Origin of the sequence: Rhodobacter viridis (assembly GCF_003217355.1) — a bacterium.
Taxonomy (GTDB): domain Bacteria; phylum Pseudomonadota; class Alphaproteobacteria; order Rhodobacterales; family Rhodobacteraceae; genus Rhodobacter; species Rhodobacter viridis.
Genome location: NZ_QJTK01000012.1, coordinates 79276 through 96734, shown reverse-complemented (window position 1 = coordinate 96734; position 17459 = coordinate 79276). Strand labels below are relative to the sequence as shown.

At 63.1% G+C, this 17459-nt stretch carries 10 protein-coding genes, 1 tRNA gene and 1 pseudogene; 4 read left to right on the top strand and 8 right to left on the bottom strand.

What is annotated here, in order from left to right:
• Window positions 1-151 precede the first annotated feature (151 nt).
• Entirely contained in the window at window positions 152-283 is a 132-nt protein-coding gene (locus tag C8J30_RS19260; protein WP_281269380.1) for a hypothetical protein, read from the top strand.
• Between the two features lie 120 nt (window positions 284-403).
• Window positions 404-574, top strand: a complete 171-nt coding sequence (locus C8J30_RS18700; protein WP_181420892.1) for a hypothetical protein — start codon at window positions 404-406, stop codon at window positions 572-574.
• 32 nt (window positions 575-606) lie between these two features.
• On the opposite strand, the gene C8J30_RS18345 is transcribed toward C8J30_RS18700, so the two are convergent.
• On the bottom strand, window positions 607-1659 hold the full coding sequence (locus tag C8J30_RS18345; RefSeq protein ID WP_146227918.1) for a hypothetical protein: 1053 nt from the start codon (window positions 1657-1659) through the stop codon (window positions 607-609).
• Between the two features lie 304 nt (window positions 1660-1963).
• Between C8J30_RS18345 and C8J30_RS14195 the strand changes: the two genes are divergently transcribed.
• Window positions 1964-3025: a hypothetical protein gene (locus tag C8J30_RS14195; RefSeq protein ID WP_110806503.1), complete on the top strand. Its 1062-nt coding sequence runs from the start codon at window positions 1964-1966 to the stop codon at window positions 3023-3025.
• 262 nt (window positions 3026-3287) lie between these two features.
• Here the strand turns inward: C8J30_RS14195 and C8J30_RS14190 are convergent.
• The 4 genes and pseudogenes from C8J30_RS14190 to C8J30_RS14180 all read right to left on the bottom strand — a co-directional run.
• Window positions 3288-3473, bottom strand: a pseudogene (locus C8J30_RS14190) (transposase); the annotation flags it as partial.
• A 247-nt stretch (window positions 3474-3720) separates the two neighbouring features.
• Window positions 3721-4185 (bottom strand): hypothetical protein, encoded by a 465-nt coding sequence (locus C8J30_RS18905; protein ID WP_220033753.1) that lies wholly within the window; start codon window positions 4183-4185, stop codon window positions 3721-3723.
• An 856-nt stretch (window positions 4186-5041) separates the two neighbouring features.
• Window positions 5042-8257: a DUF3427 domain-containing protein gene (locus C8J30_RS14185; protein ID WP_181420891.1), complete on the bottom strand. Its 3216-nt coding sequence runs from the start codon at window positions 8255-8257 to the stop codon at window positions 5042-5044.
• Entirely contained in the window at window positions 8227-8823 is a 597-nt protein-coding gene (locus C8J30_RS14180; protein WP_110806502.1) for a class I SAM-dependent methyltransferase, read from the bottom strand. The genes C8J30_RS14185 and C8J30_RS14180 overlap by 31 nt, the downstream gene beginning before the upstream one ends.
• A 349-nt stretch (window positions 8824-9172) precedes the next feature.
• On the opposite strand from C8J30_RS14180, the gene C8J30_RS14175 reads away from it, so the two are divergent.
• Window positions 9173-14212, top strand: a complete 5040-nt coding sequence (locus C8J30_RS14175; RefSeq protein ID WP_181420895.1) for a RecQ family ATP-dependent DNA helicase — start codon at window positions 9173-9175, stop codon at window positions 14210-14212.
• Window positions 14213-14382: 170 nt separating this feature from the next.
• On the opposite strand, the gene C8J30_RS14170 is transcribed toward C8J30_RS14175, so the two are convergent.
• The 3 genes from C8J30_RS14170 to C8J30_RS14160 all read right to left on the bottom strand — a co-directional run bounded on the left by C8J30_RS14170 (window position 14383) and on the right by C8J30_RS14160 (window position 17424).
• Window positions 14383-16287, bottom strand: a complete 1905-nt coding sequence (locus C8J30_RS14170; protein ID WP_146227917.1) for a site-specific integrase — start codon at window positions 16285-16287, stop codon at window positions 14383-14385.
• Between the two features lie 123 nt (window positions 16288-16410).
• A tRNA-Asn gene (locus tag C8J30_RS14165) sits at window positions 16411-16485 on the bottom strand.
• A 66-nt stretch (window positions 16486-16551) separates the two neighbouring features.
• Entirely contained in the window at window positions 16552-17424 is an 873-nt protein-coding gene (locus C8J30_RS14160; RefSeq protein ID WP_110806499.1) for an MBL fold metallo-hydrolase, read from the bottom strand.
• Window positions 17425-17459 lie beyond the last annotated feature (35 nt).

Genomic DNA, 17459 nt, shown 5'->3' with positions numbered 1-17459 from the left:
ACGGGCAGGAACGCGGTCTCCTCCGTCAGGCTTTCGCCCCGCCGCCGGAACTCCGCCCGCCATAGATAGATGTGCTGCCGGGGTAATCCTCCCCGTGGTTAATGGGATGCGAAGGAGAAATTTTCTCGGCAAGATTGACGAGGAGATTCCGATGAAGAAGAGCCGTTTCACCGAAGCCCAGATCATGGGCGTGTTGCGTCAAGCCGAGGGCGGGTTGGCCGAGGGCTACCGCGCGATGGACGAGCGCCGCGCGATCAAGACGCTGTTGCAACTCGACGGCTGAGGGGCCCCCTAGCTCAGCGGGGAGGGATTTCTCGGTTCTGTCAGATGCCAGGCCACCGAAACGCGGTCATGTTGGCCCTGTCTCGCGTTTGTGCAGACGGCCAAACAAGGATCAAGAACCATGGCAAAACACGACAATGACAACCGCTCGAACCAGATGAACCCCAACAACGATGCCTATTGGGAAAGCCGCGGTCATGACACGCGTCCCGACGACTGGTATGATCGGTGCTACGGGGATGACGACGAAGATTATGACGCGATCCCGCAGATCTATTCCATGCCGAAGTGAGGCGTGACCGACGCAACGTCGAGGGTCGGCGCTCAGCCGGCCTTCGGCGCAAAGATGTCGTAAACAGCCTGGCACGGGCGATCGGGATTCCCCCCGGGTTTCTTGATCAGACGGGCGGAATTGGCCACCAGCAGGACGAACAAAAGACCGAGTTCGCGTCCTTCGATTTCACCATTCCATTTTTCGCGTTCTTCCAGCGAAAAATCGGGGTCAAGGGATTGCAGGCATTTCGTCGCCTCGAAATAGGGTGGCACCAATTCGCCGGACCGATACCGCCGCGGATTTCGCAGCAGATCCTCGCGCGCCCTGTCCTCCGGCAGACCTTCCTTGAAATTGGGAAGAACGAAACCATCCCACAGGAGGTCATCTTTCTTGTAGCCTGTCCTTGCTTCAAGCCTGTCCAGCCACCGCGAAAATGCCATCTTTGGGGAGACGGCATTCCCATCGACGACAAAAAGATCGCGCAATGCGGCGTGCAGGTCAGCTTCGGAGTCAAAAAGGAATGTCGTCGCCAGCAAAATCGCGCAGAAGCTTTGCAATTCCACAACGGCGATGTCGTTCTTTCCCGCCTCGAAAAGCGACGCCATCTCCAGCAGGAAATTCCCCTGCGCTGGCCCCGCCTGCGGTTGCCGTGCAAGATCGCGCAGCGCAGGGGCGACGCCTTGGCCGTTTTTATCCCGATCGACCTGATGAAGTTCCAGCGATTTTTTCATCAACCCTTCGAGTAATTTCTTGGCACTCACGTGTTGATCTGAAAGGTGATCTTTCAGATAGCGCCAAAACAACCAAGAAAGCGGATCCGGAATATCGGAAGGTAGGCTGCATCCCGAATCTCCCCACCCTACAGAAATCATTATTGCGGCATTCGCGTTTTCATTGCAATTCGGCCGATATTTATTGAATATCGCAAGTGCCAATCTTTCAAATCTTGCCGTGGAAACAATTTTCCTCGAACGCACTTCAGCGAGTATTTTATACTCGGCAGACTTTGCCTCCCAATCACTTGGTGCCTTGGCGATCAGCAGCGCCCCCACCGAACCATGTCCTGTGGCTTTGGCAATGAAATCGATGTTGGGAAGCAGCATGACACATGATCCAATTGATTTTCGGGCATTGGACCAATGTTTTGTCGACACCGCAATAGGCCGATGGGCAGCCAAAGACGCGCATGCCGCGCTCCGTCACGCGACGATCCTCGCCGGACGTTTGATTACGTAGCGAGCAGACGCGACCGAAACGAGGCGCGCTCTGTGGCCCAAAGCGGGTCGCATGGCCATGTCAAAACTGTGGACCGTGCAAGATGCTGCTCTGGCCATGCGCTCTGATGTGGTATCCTATGCGAGAGGCAACTCTCTGGAAATAAGGAATTATCTCGCTGGAGAGAGAGTCATGAACATCACGACGAAACGACCCCGCGCCCTGCTGGCGGGGGCCTACTTCGAAATCAACCGCGCGGTTCATGCGCAACTGATCGCGCGCAATGCGACGGCGGGGGAACTCGCGACCTTGCTTGTGTTGGGGGCTGCCTCTGATGCGTCAAATGAGACGAGCCGGGCCGGGATCCAGGCCATCCGCAAAACTTTGGGCGTTGGCCCCGCCACCGCGCAGAGTTTTTTGGGCGGTCTGATCGCGAATGGCGAAATCTCGGCCTTGGCGCTCGCCAATCCACGCGACATGACGGCCGCCAGGTTCCAGCTTGCTCAGCCAACGCAGGAAACCGACGCGGAGGCGGCCGATGATCCGGATGCGACCTTCGTCATCTCGAACGATCTCGTGCGCGGCGCCATCGGCCAGCGGTTCTTGCGCAAGGTCGTTGTGCAGAATGATCGTCCTTTGCTCGATCTGCTTTTGGACCTGCATGCAGATCCGTTGGGTTTGGGTTCAGCGCCACGCGTCATGCGCTGTCTCCCGGCGAATGAGGTCGGTCGACTTGGAAGTCTGATTCTGGCGACGTCAGCTCTCGCGGAGATCGACACGGCTGGCCCCCTCTTCGAGGATGTCGGTTTGCGCGGCGATGCGCGCCGCATCGTGGAACTGGTCGATTACGGCTTGGTGGAATGGGGGGTGCATTTGGCATCTCAAGCGGGGCCGACGTATTCGCTCTGCGACCCGATCGCGACGTTGCGGCGGGGCATCATTCGCCGCGACACGGCCGATTCCGCAATTGCGGCGCTGGCGGGGCTGCTGATCGCGACGGTGACGAAAACGTCGGTTTCTCTGAGTGAGGACTTGCCGATCGTTCGCTCGGCGAACGAGAACGGCCTGCACTTGGTTGCCATTCCAAAGCTCACCGTCGTCCCGCGCACGGTGCAGATCCGCGAAGCGGACGCAGATCGCCGCTTGGCCTGTCGCGCCCGCATCGATGATCTTCAAGGCATCTTGCGGGCGGCATTTCCGGAGTTGGAAGCGCGTATCGCCGAAATCGAGATGGCCGCCGGACAGGGGGCCTGACATATCAATACGATCAACAGACTTCAAAAGTGAGACAAGAAAGGAAAAGAGGTCAAGGGCGCCGGAAACGGCGGCCCGATCCAAAACGGGCAGATCTTGCATTGCGAGGCGATATCCCTCCGCACCCAGCGCAACCTTTTTGGTGTGGAATTTTTGTCGATGTCCAAGGTGAGCCAGACCCCGGAGCAGATCGCACACGACGATATTGACGGTCACGTCCTTCAGCGAGGTGTAATTTCCCGTTTGGCCTGAGGTCACATGATCAGGCGGCTTTCGTGATGATGCTGAGAACGGGGTCGATCTCCTCTTTGTCGATCGGTGCGAAAGCTTCGACCATCATGTAGCGGCTCGGTGTCTGCCACTCATCATTGGCCACGAACAACGCGGCGCCGATCAATCGCAGGATGGAGGCCTCGTTGGGAAAGATACCGACGACATCGGCGCGGCGGATCCATGTTTGAAATGCCAGCCAAAGGCGACCGCCTGCAGCGGAATGTACGGGGGTTGTCAGCTGTCAACCGGACGATTTGAAGTTATCCCTCTCGCAGATTGCGGCATCCGAAAAAGAGATCAGGAAAGCCCGTGCCGAGTTGGAAGGCATGGGGGGAGGGTCGAGGAGGTAAAGGGACGCAGCGCCAGAACTGGTGCTGTGTCCTGTGTCCGGCAAATGCCAGGAAGGAATGTCGGTCTGGCGTTCATTGCCGCATGTCGGTCTGGCGCACGCCGCGAAACCCGCAGGGCCAGGCTGCCGATCTGCTGCGCAAACCCGGAGCTGTGTGATCGGGAGATGACGATGGCTGAGCTGACCGAATTCGACCTGGTAATTGCGCTTCCGACGGAGGCGTCCGAAGAGGGCGAGCTGCGATGATGCGGTTGTCAGTGTCGCGGGCCTTCCGGGGCTCGCCTTCAATCGCACCGGCGAAAATGCGGAAACGGTCATCGCGGGCGCCGTCGAGTAAGCGCTCTTGGCTCTGCCTGCCAAGTCCGAGATGTGCGAGGTGATGCCAGATCTCGTAAGCCTCGCCGATGTCGCCGTCCGGCTTCAGGTGAGCCGTCAGGCTCGCCAAAAGCGCGAAATGCCACCGCCGTCTCTTGGCGGCCTGTATCGGGCGGCCGAGATAGGCCGTTGTCTCGATGTGCAGCCCGGCATGGTTCGCCAAGGTAGACGAACGAAGCCGAGGCGATCTTCCAAGCCGTAACCCGGCCATTGGCCTATGACCGGCCGACCGACAATGCGGCCCCCTCAGATCTCCTGGAATTAACAAATCGGGGGACGCAAAGGAAAATCATCTGACGGCAGATACAATGCCGAAAAGTCCACCCGCTTCGCATATGGCGCAAGAAAAATCCCAGTAGGGCGTCGCCTTCGCATACGGCGTCGTGCGAAACTTACCGTACCAAGGAGCATCATAACCTGAAGCAGAAACCCTTTTGACATAAAGGCATTCAAGATTGCATCGCCTATTATCTGGCGGACAGCCATCATATACGGGCGTCAAGCTTAGCCTAAGCCAAATCCGAGGGCCTGTGTCGTGTTTTTCAAAACGACGGGCTTTCGGCGCGCGATAAGGTCAGCTGAGATATCTGCCACGAAAAATAATCCGATCCGATCTGGGTAATATTTCGGTGTCGATGATCTGGGCAGGGAAAACCAAAATGCCTCGAATTCGAGGCGGAAAGCTTTAATTAATTTTTGTTAGTCTTGCGGATATATGCGAGCCCTTTTCCTTCTCTTCGATTTCCTATTTTCTCCTTAGGCTTATTTTGTGCCTCTTTTTGTTTTCCCCTTTCCTTTTCGTGTTCAGTGCCACTTTCCCTTCATCCAACATTTTCACGTTGCCCTTTCTCTTCCCTTTTCTCCTTTCTGTCCTTTCGACTCAGTGCGCCCGAAAGGTTGTTTCGCATATAGGCTGGAGTGAAAATCCCCGCCGCTTTTTGATCGCGTTGATTTTCCTCTTCGTTGCACCTTGACCTTGGCGCCGGCCAATTGCGCTCGCATGATCTCCCGACGTTTTCCTATGTCTGGTCGGCCAATCCGTAAAGCGGGCGCAACGAAACCGGAACCGGCTCGGAAAGATCCCACTGAACCGTGATCGGGGTCTCCCCGTCCCAGCCCGCAAAACGCACCGGGCCCGCATAGCGGAAGGGCGCGCCGCGGCCATCGCGCAGTTTGGATTTGCGCAAGAAGAGATGTACCGACCAACCCGGTTCCTCGCCCGAAAGGATGCGCCCGCGCAGGCTGTCGCGCAGGGTGCTGGTCTGGCTTTGCCAGACGAACCGGGTCGGGCTGACGAAATGATCCGTGTAATGGCCGCCGACCGACAGGCTGCCCTTGTCAAGCGTCACCAGAAGAACCATCGCCCGCGCCTCTTTCAGCGTGACGATGCCGGCATTCCAGGCCCCGGTGTTGAACACCGCCCCGAAAAGCGGCGCGATCGCCTCGCGGGGATAATCTTGCCAAAGGCTCGGTGTGCGGGCGGGGGACCATGGCGCCGCAGAGCCCTCTTCGGCGGCCTCGGCAAGCGAGGCGGTTTCGGGCAGGTCATAGGTCATGTCGCGGGATTGAAAATACCGGTGCAGCCGCCAGTCCACCAGTTCCGAGGCGAGGTCGCCGAACGCCGTTTCCGAGGCCGTCTCGAAGGTGGTTTCGAAGACGCCCGGACCAAGCCGGAACCAGGGCGTCTCGCCAAGAATTTTCAACGGCTGCGCCAGAAGCAGACCGCGCAGCGCGGCTTCATCTTCGGGCGCGACGCTCAGATCGGCGCGGATCTGCGGGTTGCGCAGCGCCATCCGGGAGACCCGTGCAGTGAGGTCGGCGAGGGAAATCCGGCCCGGCAAGGCCCCGGCCTCGAGCAGCGCGCGCAAGACCAGCATCTTGTAGCTGCGGGTCATGCGGGTCGTCTCGATCTCGTCGAAAAGGGCTTGATGCGCGCGCCAGACGGCCTGCTCCGCGGCGCTCAGATCGCCCATCTCGGCGACAAGGCCCAGCCATCCTTGCGCCCCGGTGCGCGCAGGGTTGAAGCCGGCATGGGCTACCTCCGAGGCGGTGGGGCGGGCGCCATGACGGTCGCGGAAGTCGCGATAAAAGGCGATCAGTTCTTCGCCATCGCGCGGGGCGCGGATCAGGGCGCGCAGGATGTCGAGGGCTTCGAGGTCATAGATCACCTCGCAACCGGCGGGGAAAGCGGTCAGTTGGTCGGTGAACCGTTCGAGCGACAGGCGCAGCGCGCCGTCGCCCGGCCCGGCCCGCAAGAGCGTGCGCAGTTTGGTCAGGAAGATGCGGTGATTGCCGATGTAGTCGATCACCGCCAGATGGGTCTTGCCCGTCGCGCGGCGCAGGCCCCGGCCGAGTTGTTGCAGCCAGATCACCGGGCTTTCGGTCGGGCGCAGCATCAGCACGGTGTCGATGGCGGGAACGTCCACCCCTTCGTTGAACATGTCGACCGCGAAGACGATGTCGAGCGCGCCCGCCGCCAGCGCCTCAAGCGCGCTGGCGCGCGGTGCGGAGCTATCGCCCGAATGCACGGCGACGGCGCGCAGGCCGCGTTCGGTGGCGAAGGCCGCCATGAAATCGGCGTGACGCCGCGAGACGCAAAAGCCGATGGTCCTGCTGCCGCCGCGTCGGGCAAGCTGGTCGAGCGCGTTTTCCGCCCGGGCGCGGGTGGCAAGCGCCTCGGTGAGCGCCGCCTCGTCAAAGCGGCCGCTGCGCCAGGGGATTTGCGCATATTCGACCGGATCGGGCACCCCGAAATAATGAAACGGAGCCAACAGCTTGCGATCGATACCGGACCAGAGATCGCACTCATAGACGAGGTTTTCCTCGCACAGCCCCAAAAGATCTCCGCCATCGCTGCGGTCGGGCGTGGCGGTCAGGCCGAGCAGGAAACGCGGGGTGAAATGCGCCAGCAGGCGGCGATAGGTGGCGGCGGCGGCGTGGTGAAACTCGTCGATGACGATGTAATCGAAGGCCTGGGGATCGAACCGGGACAGATGCGCGCTGCGGGCCAGCGTCTGCACCGAGGCGAACAGGATCTCGGCTTCGGGGTCTCGCTCGTCGCCGCTGTAGCGCCCCATCCGCGCCTGAGGCCGCACGGCCCGAAACGCCGCCATCGCCTGTGTCAGGATTTCTTCGCGATGGGCCACGAACAGCACCCGTCGGGCATCGAGGCTGTCGAAGGCGGCAAGGTAAGTCTTGCCAAGCCCGGTGGCCAAAACCACCAGCCCGGCACCGTAGCCCTTGTCCCGTGTGGCGCGCAGCGCGGCGAGGGCCTCGCGCTGCACCTCATGCGGATTTGGCGGCGGCTCGGCCGGTTCCTCGGCCGCGCCGCTTTGGTCCGGTCGAGGGGCGATCCGGCGCGCCTCATAGGCGTCGATCCAATCGGGCGTCAGATCCGTCACTTCGGGGCGGGCCAGAAGCGCCTCGAAACCGGCGCGGGCGGCGGCGAGGGGCGCGGTGTCGTGGCTGTCAAACTGGCGCAGGTTCCACTCGACGCCGTCGGTCAGGGCGGATTTCGACAGGTTCGACGAGCCAACGATCAGTGCTCCGGACCCGTCCTTGAAGGTGAAAAGCCAGGCTTTCGGATGAAACGGCACCCGGGAGGCCCGAAACACGAACAGATGCCGGGCGCCGGTGAGATCGGTCAGCAGCCGCAGCGCCGCCGGTTCGGTCACATCCAGATAATCCCCGGTCAGCACCCGCAACCGTCCGCCGCGGGCAAGCAGGTCTTGCAGATGCGGCAGCACCAGACGCACGCCCGAGGTCATCAGGAAAGAGACCGACAGATCCACCGCCGTCGATTGATCGATCAGGGGCCGAAGATGGGCGTGCAAGGTGTCATCGCTGCCCGAAATCAGGGCGCGGTCGTGCGGAAGGCCGGGCAAAGGGTCTGGCCGTGCGCGAGACGGCGGATCGAGCCGAAAATGCACATGCGTTTCCCCCTCGATCAGCGTCACCGGGACGACGGCATCGCCGGGGGCAAGCAGGTCTTGCGTTGCACCAATCTGCGCGGCAAGTGCGGCCTGATCGCCGGGCGAGAGATCGCGCCAGCGCGCGACATGGCCACGCGGCGCGAGCAGCAGGCCGGCACCATTTCGGATCACCATGCATTGCGCATCGCAGGTGACGACAAGGCGCATCGGGGCGTCGCAGATGGGGCACGCCTTGGCCCCGGGGTCGTTCGCCTCGGTGGTGCGGCCCGCGCTCATCGCCGCGACACCAAGGCGTTCACCCAAGTCTCCGCCCCCCTGTCCGGTCGGCAATCGCGCGTTTCCCAGATCTCGGGCGGCCCGAGATCGCCACAGTCGTTCAGCATCTGCGCAAGATCGTCGGTCGTCATGTCGGTGAAGCGCCGCCCGTCCTTGATCCGCATCTGCGTGCCGCTTTTGAAGGAAATATAAAGCATCCCCTCGGGCACGAGATGCCGGGCCAAACGGGCGATCACCGGCAGGAGGTCGTCCCGCGCCACATGCAGAAGCGATGCGCAGGCCCAAATCCCCTCGAAAGGATGCTCCCAGACGAAATCCTCGAACCGCAGCTGCCGGGCCGGAATGCCCGCATGCGCCCGAGTCGCGGCAACCATCGCGGCAGAGGCGTCAAAAGCCGAAACGGCGAAACCGGCTTCGCGGAAGGCGCGGGCATCGCGCCCGGAGCCAGACCCCGCGTCGAGAATTCGAACCGGCCCGGTTCGGGACGGCGGAAGGGCCGAAAGGAACCGGTGGCGCAGCGCCGACATGTCCGCGCCGATCGTCGCTGCGACAAAGGCCTCGGCATGGGTCTCGTAATAATCGGCATCGGACATCCGACACTCCGCAATCGCTGGCCTCGCGCCGGGGTGTTCCGTCTGCCCATCGGAAAGCTTGGGCACCCGGATCTGCGCGTGATGAAAATTCCTTCCAAGTTCTTCCAGGTTTGATGCCCTGCGTCCAGAGCCCGGACTCGCCCTGCGGCACCGGGCTGCGGCAGCGTGGGTGGGTTGGTCTTGCGGGGCCGGTTTCGGCGCTCTAGTCTCGCGCAACCGTTTATGTTGCACGGGCTTGATGGCATTCCTGAATTTCATACGGCGGCGGGGGGAGGACAAGACGCCTCTTCTGGAGCGATGTCTCTCGGTGGATCTTGAGGTCGATCCGAAAACGGGCAAGATTTTCGACATGGCGGCGGTGCGGTTCGCCGATGCGCGCCCCGTTGTTGCGCCGAAGGGGGGGCTTGGCCGGGGGCTGGATGCGCTTGAGGCGGCGCTCGGAACTTCGCAGCACATCCTTGGCCACAATATCCTGCGCCACGATCTGGAACATCTGCTGGCGGCCCGGCCGCGGCTCTTCGATAAAATGGCAGCGCCCATTGACACGCTCTGGCTCAACCCGCTGGCGTTTCCGCGCAACCCTTATCATCATCTGGTGAAACACTATCACGACGGGCGCTTGCAGGCGGGGCATGTGAACGACCCGGAACAGGACGCGCGGCTGGTGTTCGAGGTGCTGACAAACCAGATCACCGCGCTGACAGACCTCAACGCGGCCTCGCCCGAAACCCTGCTCGCCTATCATCATCTGACCACGCGGACCGACCGCTCCGAAGGGTTCAATGCCGTTTTCACCGAAGTTCGCAAGGCCCCCGCGCCCGACCGGGCCACGGTGCTGGCGGCGATCCGGTCGCTGCTTGAGGCCAAGGCCTGCGGCGCGCGGATCGGGCCGATGCTCGAGACACTGTCCGACCCGCAAACGGGCTGGCCGATGGCCTATGCGCTGGCGTGGATTTCGGTCGCGGGCGGGGACTCGGTGATGCCGCCCTGGGTCCGCGCGGCCTTTCCACAAGCGGCGCTGATCGTGCGCGATCTGCGCGACACGGCCTGCGGCGATCCCACCTGCGCTTGGTGCGCCGAGCGCAACAACCCGGTGGGGGCGCTGAAGAAATGGTTCGGTTTTCCGGGCTTTCGGCCCGAGCCCGCCGACAGCGCGGGGCGGCCGTTGCAAGAGGCCATCGTGACCGAAACCATGGGCCACGCGCATGTGCTGGGCATCCTGCCCACCGGCACCGGCAAATCGGTCTGCTATCAGGTGCCCGCGCTCAGCCTATATGACAAGACCGGGGCGCTGACCGTGGTGATCTCGCCCCTTGTCGCGCTGATGGCCGATCAGGTGCAGGGGATGGAGCGGGCGGGGATCTCCGCGGCGGTCACCGTCAACGGCATGCTCTCGATGCCTGAGCGGCAGGATGCGCTGGACCGGGTCCGGCTGGGCCAAGCGGCGATCTTGCTGATTTCGCCCGAACAATTGCGCTCGGTCTCGGTTCGTTCGGTGCTAGATCAGCGCGAGGTCGGGCTATGGGTGCTCGACGAGGCGCATTGCGTCTCGAAATGGGGGCATGATTTCCGCCCCGATTATCGCTACATCGGCCGCTTCATCCGCGAGTTCACCGGCGACGCCCCGCCCGCGCCGGTGCTGTGCCTGACCGCGACGGCGAAGCCCGAGGTGGTGCGCGACATCACTGCGCATTTCCGCGACCGTCTGGGCGTCGATCTGGCGCTTTTCGACGGCGGGGCGACGCGCACCAACCTGACTTTCGCCGTGCGCGCGACAAGCAAGGGCGCGAAGCTGGGCGACATCCTGAGCGTGATTGCCGAGCACCTGCCCGAGGGTGAAAAATCCGGCGCCGTGGTCTATTGCGCAACCCGCGCCGAGACCGAGCGGGTGGCGGCCTTTCTGAAACTTCAAGGGCTGGCCGCCGAGCATTTCCACGCCGGCCTCACCCCCGACGACAAGCAGACGGTGCAGGAACGCTTCCGGGTCGGCGATCTGCGGGTGATCGCCGCCACCAACGCTTTTGGCATGGGGATCGACAAGCCCGACATCCGGCTGGTGGTCCATGCCGACATTCCCGGCTCGCTTGAAAACTACCTGCAAGAGGCGGGCCGGGCGGGCCGCGACCGGGCGCCTGCCAATTGCGTGCTGCTGTATCATTCCGACGATGTCGAGCGGCAGTTCACCCTCACCGCCCGCTCGCGCCTTGCGCAGCACGAGATCGGCGCGATCCTGAAAGCCCTGCGCCGGATCGACGAGCATTCGCGCAACAGCGGCACGGTGGTGGCGACGGCGGGCGAGATCGTGCGCGAGGAAAAGGACCACGACTTCACCCGCGACAGCGCCACCGAGGATACTCGGGTGAAAACCGCCGTCTCGTGGCTCGAAGAGGCGGCGCTTCTCGCGCGCGAGGAAAACCGGGTGCAGGTGTTTCCCTCCTCGCTGCTGGTGCGCACGCTGACCGAGGCGGAGGCACGTCTGAAGAGCGCCGAGATCACCGAGGCACGGCGCCGCCAGCTTTTGGCGATCGTGCGCCATGTGATGAACACGCCCCCCGATCAGGGCATCACCACCGACGAGTTGACCGGCATCAGCGGGCTGACGCACCGGGCGCTGGCCAAGGCGATGGCCGATCTTGAGACCCTTGGCATCGCGCGCAATGACATTGCGATCACTGTTTCGGTGCATGTGGCGGTCAAGAACCACTCGCGGCAGCGTCTGACCAACGCGATCCGGCTGGAAAAGGCGCTGATCGCGCGGATGCGCGAGATGGCGCCCGAGGCCGATGTCGGCGATGGCGCCCCGCTCGATCTGGCGGCGGCAAGCCAGCTTTTGCGCGGCGATGGCCACGACGATGCCAGCCCGCATGGGATCGACCGGCTCTTGCGCAGCATCGCGCGCGACGGGCGCGACAGCGACGGCGGCACGGGCAACATTCGGCTGCGCAAGCTATCAGCCAAGACGCTGGAGGTGGTGCTGCAACGCTCGTGGCGGGTGGTGGAGCAGACCGCCGAGCTGCGCTGGATGGCGGCCGAGAAACTCCTCGATTTCCTGATCGCCAAGGTGCCCGCGGGCACCAGCGGCAAGGATCTTCAGGTCGACACGACGATCGGCGATCTGCTTTCGGCGCTGACGGGCGATGCGCTGATTGCTGCCGCGGGCATCAAGGACATGACCAAGCTGATGGAACGGGCGCTGTTGTGGCTGCACGAGCAGCAGGTGCTGACGCTGGGCAAAGGGCTGACGGTGTTTCGCTCGGCGATGACGATCCATCTCAACCCCGGGCGGGCGGGGTTCACGAAAAAGGACTTCCTGCCGCTTGAGGAGCATTACCGCGAACAGACGCTGCAAACCCATGTGATGGCGGCCTATGCCGAAAAGGGGCTGGCGCAGATCGGCGAGGCGGTGCGGCTTTCCGAGGACTATTTCGCCCTCGATCAGGATCGGTTCGTGCAACGCTGGATGCCCGGCCGCAGTGTCGAATTGCGGCGCCAGACCACCGGCCGCGCGTGGAAGCAGATCGTCGATGACCTCTCCAATCCGGTGCAGCAGGAGATCGTCGCCGACGACCGCGAGGAAACCAACGTGCTGGTGCTGGCCGGTCCCGGCTCGGGCAAGACGCGGGTGCTGGTGCATCGCATCGCCTATCTGTTGCGGGTCAAGCGCGAGGATCCGCGCGGCATTCTGGTCTTGACCTACAACCGCCATGCCGCCGCCGAAATCCGCGCCCGCCTGCGCCATCTGGTCGGCGAAGATGCCGCCCGCGTCACCGTTTCGACCTGTCACGCGCTGGCGATGCGGCTGGTGGGCGCGAGTTTCGCGGGCACGGCCGCCGAGACCCGCGATTTCGACGCGGTGCTGATGGAAGCCGTGCGCCAGATCACCGGCGAGGGGCTGAGCCGATCCGAGGCCGAGGCGCAGCGCGAGGCGCTCATTCAGGGCTATCGCTGGATTTTGGTCGATGAATATCAGGACATCGGCCCCGGCGAATATGCGCTGATTGCCGCCGTGGCCGGGCGTTCGCTTGACGATCCGGACCAGCGGCTGAGCCTTTTTGCGGTGGGCGATGACGACCAGAACATCTACGCCTTCACCGGCGCCTCGATTTCCTTCATCCGGCAGTTCGAGGAGGATTACCGCGCCAAGCCGAAATTCCTAACCGAGAATTACCGCTCGACCCGGCATATCGTGGACGCGGCCAATCAGGTCATCGCCCCCGCGCGCGGTCGGATGAAGGCGGGCCATCCGATCACCGTCGACAAGATGCGCAGCCTTGATCCGGGCGGGGGCGTGATGGCGGGGTACGATCCGGTCGGTCAGGGGCGGGTGCAGTTTCTCGATGTGGCGGGCAACGACACGGCGCAGGCGGTGGCGGCGGTGGACGAGCTGGTTCGGATCGCGCGGCTCGATCCCAGGTTCGCTTGGGCGCGCTGCGCGATCATCTCGCGCGATTGGCGCAGGCTTGGCCCGGTGCGCGCCTATGCCGAAAAGCTGGGTCTGCCGGTCGAGATGGCGAATGAAAAGCTCCCCAACATCTGGCGGCTGCGCGAGATGCAGCGCCTTGTGGCGGGGTTGCGCCGACGCCCGGCCATGATGCTGGGCATTCAGGACATGCTCGACGTGTTGAACGCGCAGCCCTCGACCCGATGGGTCGATCTGATCGCCGAGGGCATCGCCGATCTGGCGCGGGAGTTGGGCAACAAAACGATCCCGGTGCCCGACGCCATCGAATGGTTGGCCGAATGGGCGCAAGACATTCGCAGCGCGCAACGTGGGCTTCTCCTTTTGACCGCGCATCGCGCCAAGGGCCTTGAATTCGACCATGTGGTGATCCTGAACGGCGGATGGCAGGTGCTCTCCAAGGGTGAAGACGGCGAGGCCCCGCGTCGCCTTTTCTACGTCGCCATGACCCGTGCGCGCCGCAGCCTTGCGGTGGTGACACAGGGCGCACATGCCTTTGTCGCGGCCGACAGCGACTGCGAAATGCTGCGCAAGATCGAGCTGCCAGCGCGCCGCGATCTGCCCGAGCCCGATCAGTATCAGCTTCCCGAGATGGGGGCGGTCGATCTCTCCTATGCCGGGCGGCTGCCCGAGACGAACCCGACGTTAGCCGCCATTGCTGCGGCCGCGGTGGACGATCCGGTGACGCTGGCCATGCGCGAGGGGAAATGGCTGATCCTCGACGTGAAGGGCCGTGTGCTCGGTCGCATGGCCGGGAACTGGTCCCCGCCCGAGGGCACGTCAATGGTGTCGGGTAAGGTCGGCGCGGTGGTACGCTGGCGCAAGTCGGACAACGAAGAGCAATATCGGACCTATATCAAGCGCGAAGACTGGGAGACGATCCTACCGGAATTCGTGTTTCGAAAGACCGGGGCAGACCGGAAGCTCTGAAAGTCTCAAGGAGTCCTGGCCTCTTGGGGGGTGACGGCCCAAAAATTGAGGATTGCGACCATCATCAAATCACCGGGCTGCGCGACTGGGAGTTACATGCACCGAACGACAGGCCGGTGGCCCGCCCGGATGTCCATTGGTGACAATAACGGCCGCGTTCACCCCCGCCTTCAGAATACCCGCGGCAGCCGCATCACGATTTGCAGCATCTCCCACATCCGCGTCGGAGTATCGTAGTTTTCGTCATGCGCATCCGTACCGACGTGCCCGACAAGATCTCGGCGCTCTTTCTCTGACACGGTCTTGTCGCCCTTCAGAAAACCGATCACGTAATGTCGGAGGCTGTGGAAGCAGAGGCCCTTGGGATTGCCGTCGAGCTGAATATCCAGCGCGCGATCCCAATTGTAGAAGATCTTGTCGCCGAAGGTTTCGGTGTCATTCGTCGGTTTCAGTTCCGGGAAAATGGCCGTCTCCCGCGCCTTGCGCCGCTCGGCGACATGGTCGAGCAGGCCCAGTTCGATCAGATGCGGATGAATCGGTACAAGCCGTTCCGAAGAAAGCGTTTTTACGGTTCGATGCGCGTTGTCGCGGATGTGATAGCACGGGATGCCGTCGATCTCGCAGAAATCCTCGGGGGCAAGACCCAGAATCTCCTCGCGGCGGGCGCCGCCATAGGCGGCCATCAGCGGCCCCCAATAAAGGCCATCTTGCAGAACAAGCGATCCCGGCAGGTGGCGGCGGTCTGCGCGATGACATCCCGTCCAGACCGTATGCCGGAACACCTTCCTGATGTCGTCGACAGTGAAGGGCTCGCGTTTGTCACGGTCGCGTTTGGTTTCGGGCACGCGCAACAATCCAAGCTCGATACTGTCTGAAACCTTCAGGTTTTCGCTTTTGGCCGTGCGCAACAGCAAGTCGAAGCGATCCAGATGACCGTTGATCGTGCGCGGAGCCAGACCGACCTCATCTTCCGGCAGATCGTCCGCGCGGGCGAGGATCTCGTCGATCGACCGGGCGGCATCCTTGGGGCTCTTGCCGTAATGTCGCGGCAGGCGCTGCAGGACGCCTTTGAAGTATTTCAGATGCTGTTGCTCGACATCGGTAATCCTGGTGATGCCGGTGGCCCGCATGAACAGCTTGACCCCGGCAATCAGCTGCTTGCGGCTATCTTCCTTGATATGGGCCCGGTCGGGTTCGGAATTGATCCGCCCCACAAGCGCAAGGAGGTCGGGATCAAAGGTGAACTTGTCCGGGGGCGGCCCCGCGATCGGGAAGACGGGGGAAGCAACCGGGGTCGAAACGACCTCGGACGAGGGCGGAGATGTGTGAGCCGCTGCCTCTGCACGTGCCGTCACGAAGCATTCGGGCAGCTGTTGGCTGGCAACGAGCGAACGGGCGAAGTCATTTGCCCAATTCTGTGTCGGATCGGTCATCTGATCGGCGGCATCCCAGGCGGCCGCGCGACCGGCAATGAGGAATTTGCGCAATTGCAAGATGGTCATGTAGGACGGCGCGTCCAGGAGCGGCGCCTTGTCGGGTTGAGTTGGCGCCAGGGCTGCGCGGGCTGCGGCAATCATCGTTGCTACCCCGGCGGGGGCGAGGATCTCGGAAACGATGCGCGCGTGCAACCTTTCAAGGGTGGCCATGGCCTCGGCGGAAGCGCCCGCGCCGCGCAGGGTCTCGGCATCCGCGGGTGCCACGGACGCCCCCAGCCCACGTTCGGCGATCAGCCGCCAGGCCTGAGCCTGTGCCCAATCCGCGTGGCGATCGGTTTCGGCGCTGGCTGCGGGGTCGAGACGCGCAATCGTGCGGGTTTGCGTGATCGCCGCAAGCTCGGCCCTGACCACCGATTCCAGCCATGATTTGCAGTCCGCAGGAGAAAGATCCCCGCTTGCCAGTGCGTCATACATTCGGTCGCTCTCGTATGTCAGGCGGCTTGCCACGACGCGAGCAATGACCAACGAAGTTGTCCGAAGTGATATTTGAGTATGGCTGCTTCCCGGCAAGCCACACCAAATTCTTCGACGCCAGGTCCAAACGGACCCGCGACGGAAAAGGTGACGTTGTGACGACATCGATCGGTCTCCGATTCAGAGACGACCTGCCGGAGACGCATCCTCATGTGCTACAGTGCTGTGATACAGCCTCTGAGTCGAGAGGATGGTTTCTCTTTTATTTCAACATCTTGCGGGGGATGTTGGCTCCGGCGGTAGGGATCGAACCTACGACCAATTGATTAACAGTCAACTGCTCTACCGCTGAGCTACGCCGGAACACGAGGGGGTGTATAGCGGCGGTGTCTGGGGGGCGCAAGAGGGTCAAACGGTTTTTTTCGCACCTCATGCAATCTCGAAAATCGCTGTCGTCGAAAGCTGCGGATGGGCCTCGACCCGGCCCTGAAACACCAGCGAAACAAGGTGCGCAAAGAGATTTCGCGCCGCCGCAGGGTGCAGGGCGGGAGGCGTTTCGACGTAAACTTGTGCCGTCAGCGCCGACAATGTCGCAGGTCCGATGGCGAGAACCGAGAGAATCTGTTCGGTCCGGGCGCCGCGATGCGCCGCGAGTTCCGCCAATCGTGCGGCGGGATCGGAAACCGGATCGCCATGCCCGGGATAGAAGATCCGCGCCCCCTGCCCCGCCAGCCGGTCGAGCGTTGCGAAATAGGCGTCCAGATCGCCATCGGGCGGCGAGATCAGCGTCGTCGACCAGCCCATCACCACGTCGCCCGTAAAAACCCGATCCCCCATCGCGAAACTCAGGTGATTGCAGAAATGCCCCGGCGTGTGCAGCGCCGTCACCGACCAGTCGCCCGTCGCGACGGTCTCGCCGTCGAGCAAAACCACATCCGGGCGGAACCCGGCATCCACCCCCTCGCCCCCGCCCGCGAGCCCCTCGGCCGCGAGCATCTGCATCCGCGCGGAGCGGCCCGCCTCGGGGCCGCCAAAGGCGAAGATCGGCGCTCCGGTGAGATCGGCGAAGGCCCGCGCCCCCCCGGAATGGTCGAGATGCGCGTGGCTGACCAGAATCGCCCCCACCCGCTCGCCCGGCGCGAGATGGTCGAGCAGCGCGCGCAGATGGCCGGGATCGGCCGGGCCGGGGTCGAGCACCGCCACCTCGCCCGTGCCCAGAACATAGGTGCAGGTGCCCCGATGGGTCAGCGCCGAGGAATTGGGCGCCACCCGCCGCCGCACGCCCGGTTCCAGGATGTCCATGGCTCTTCCCCTCTGCCGCTTCCGCCGCTAGGTTG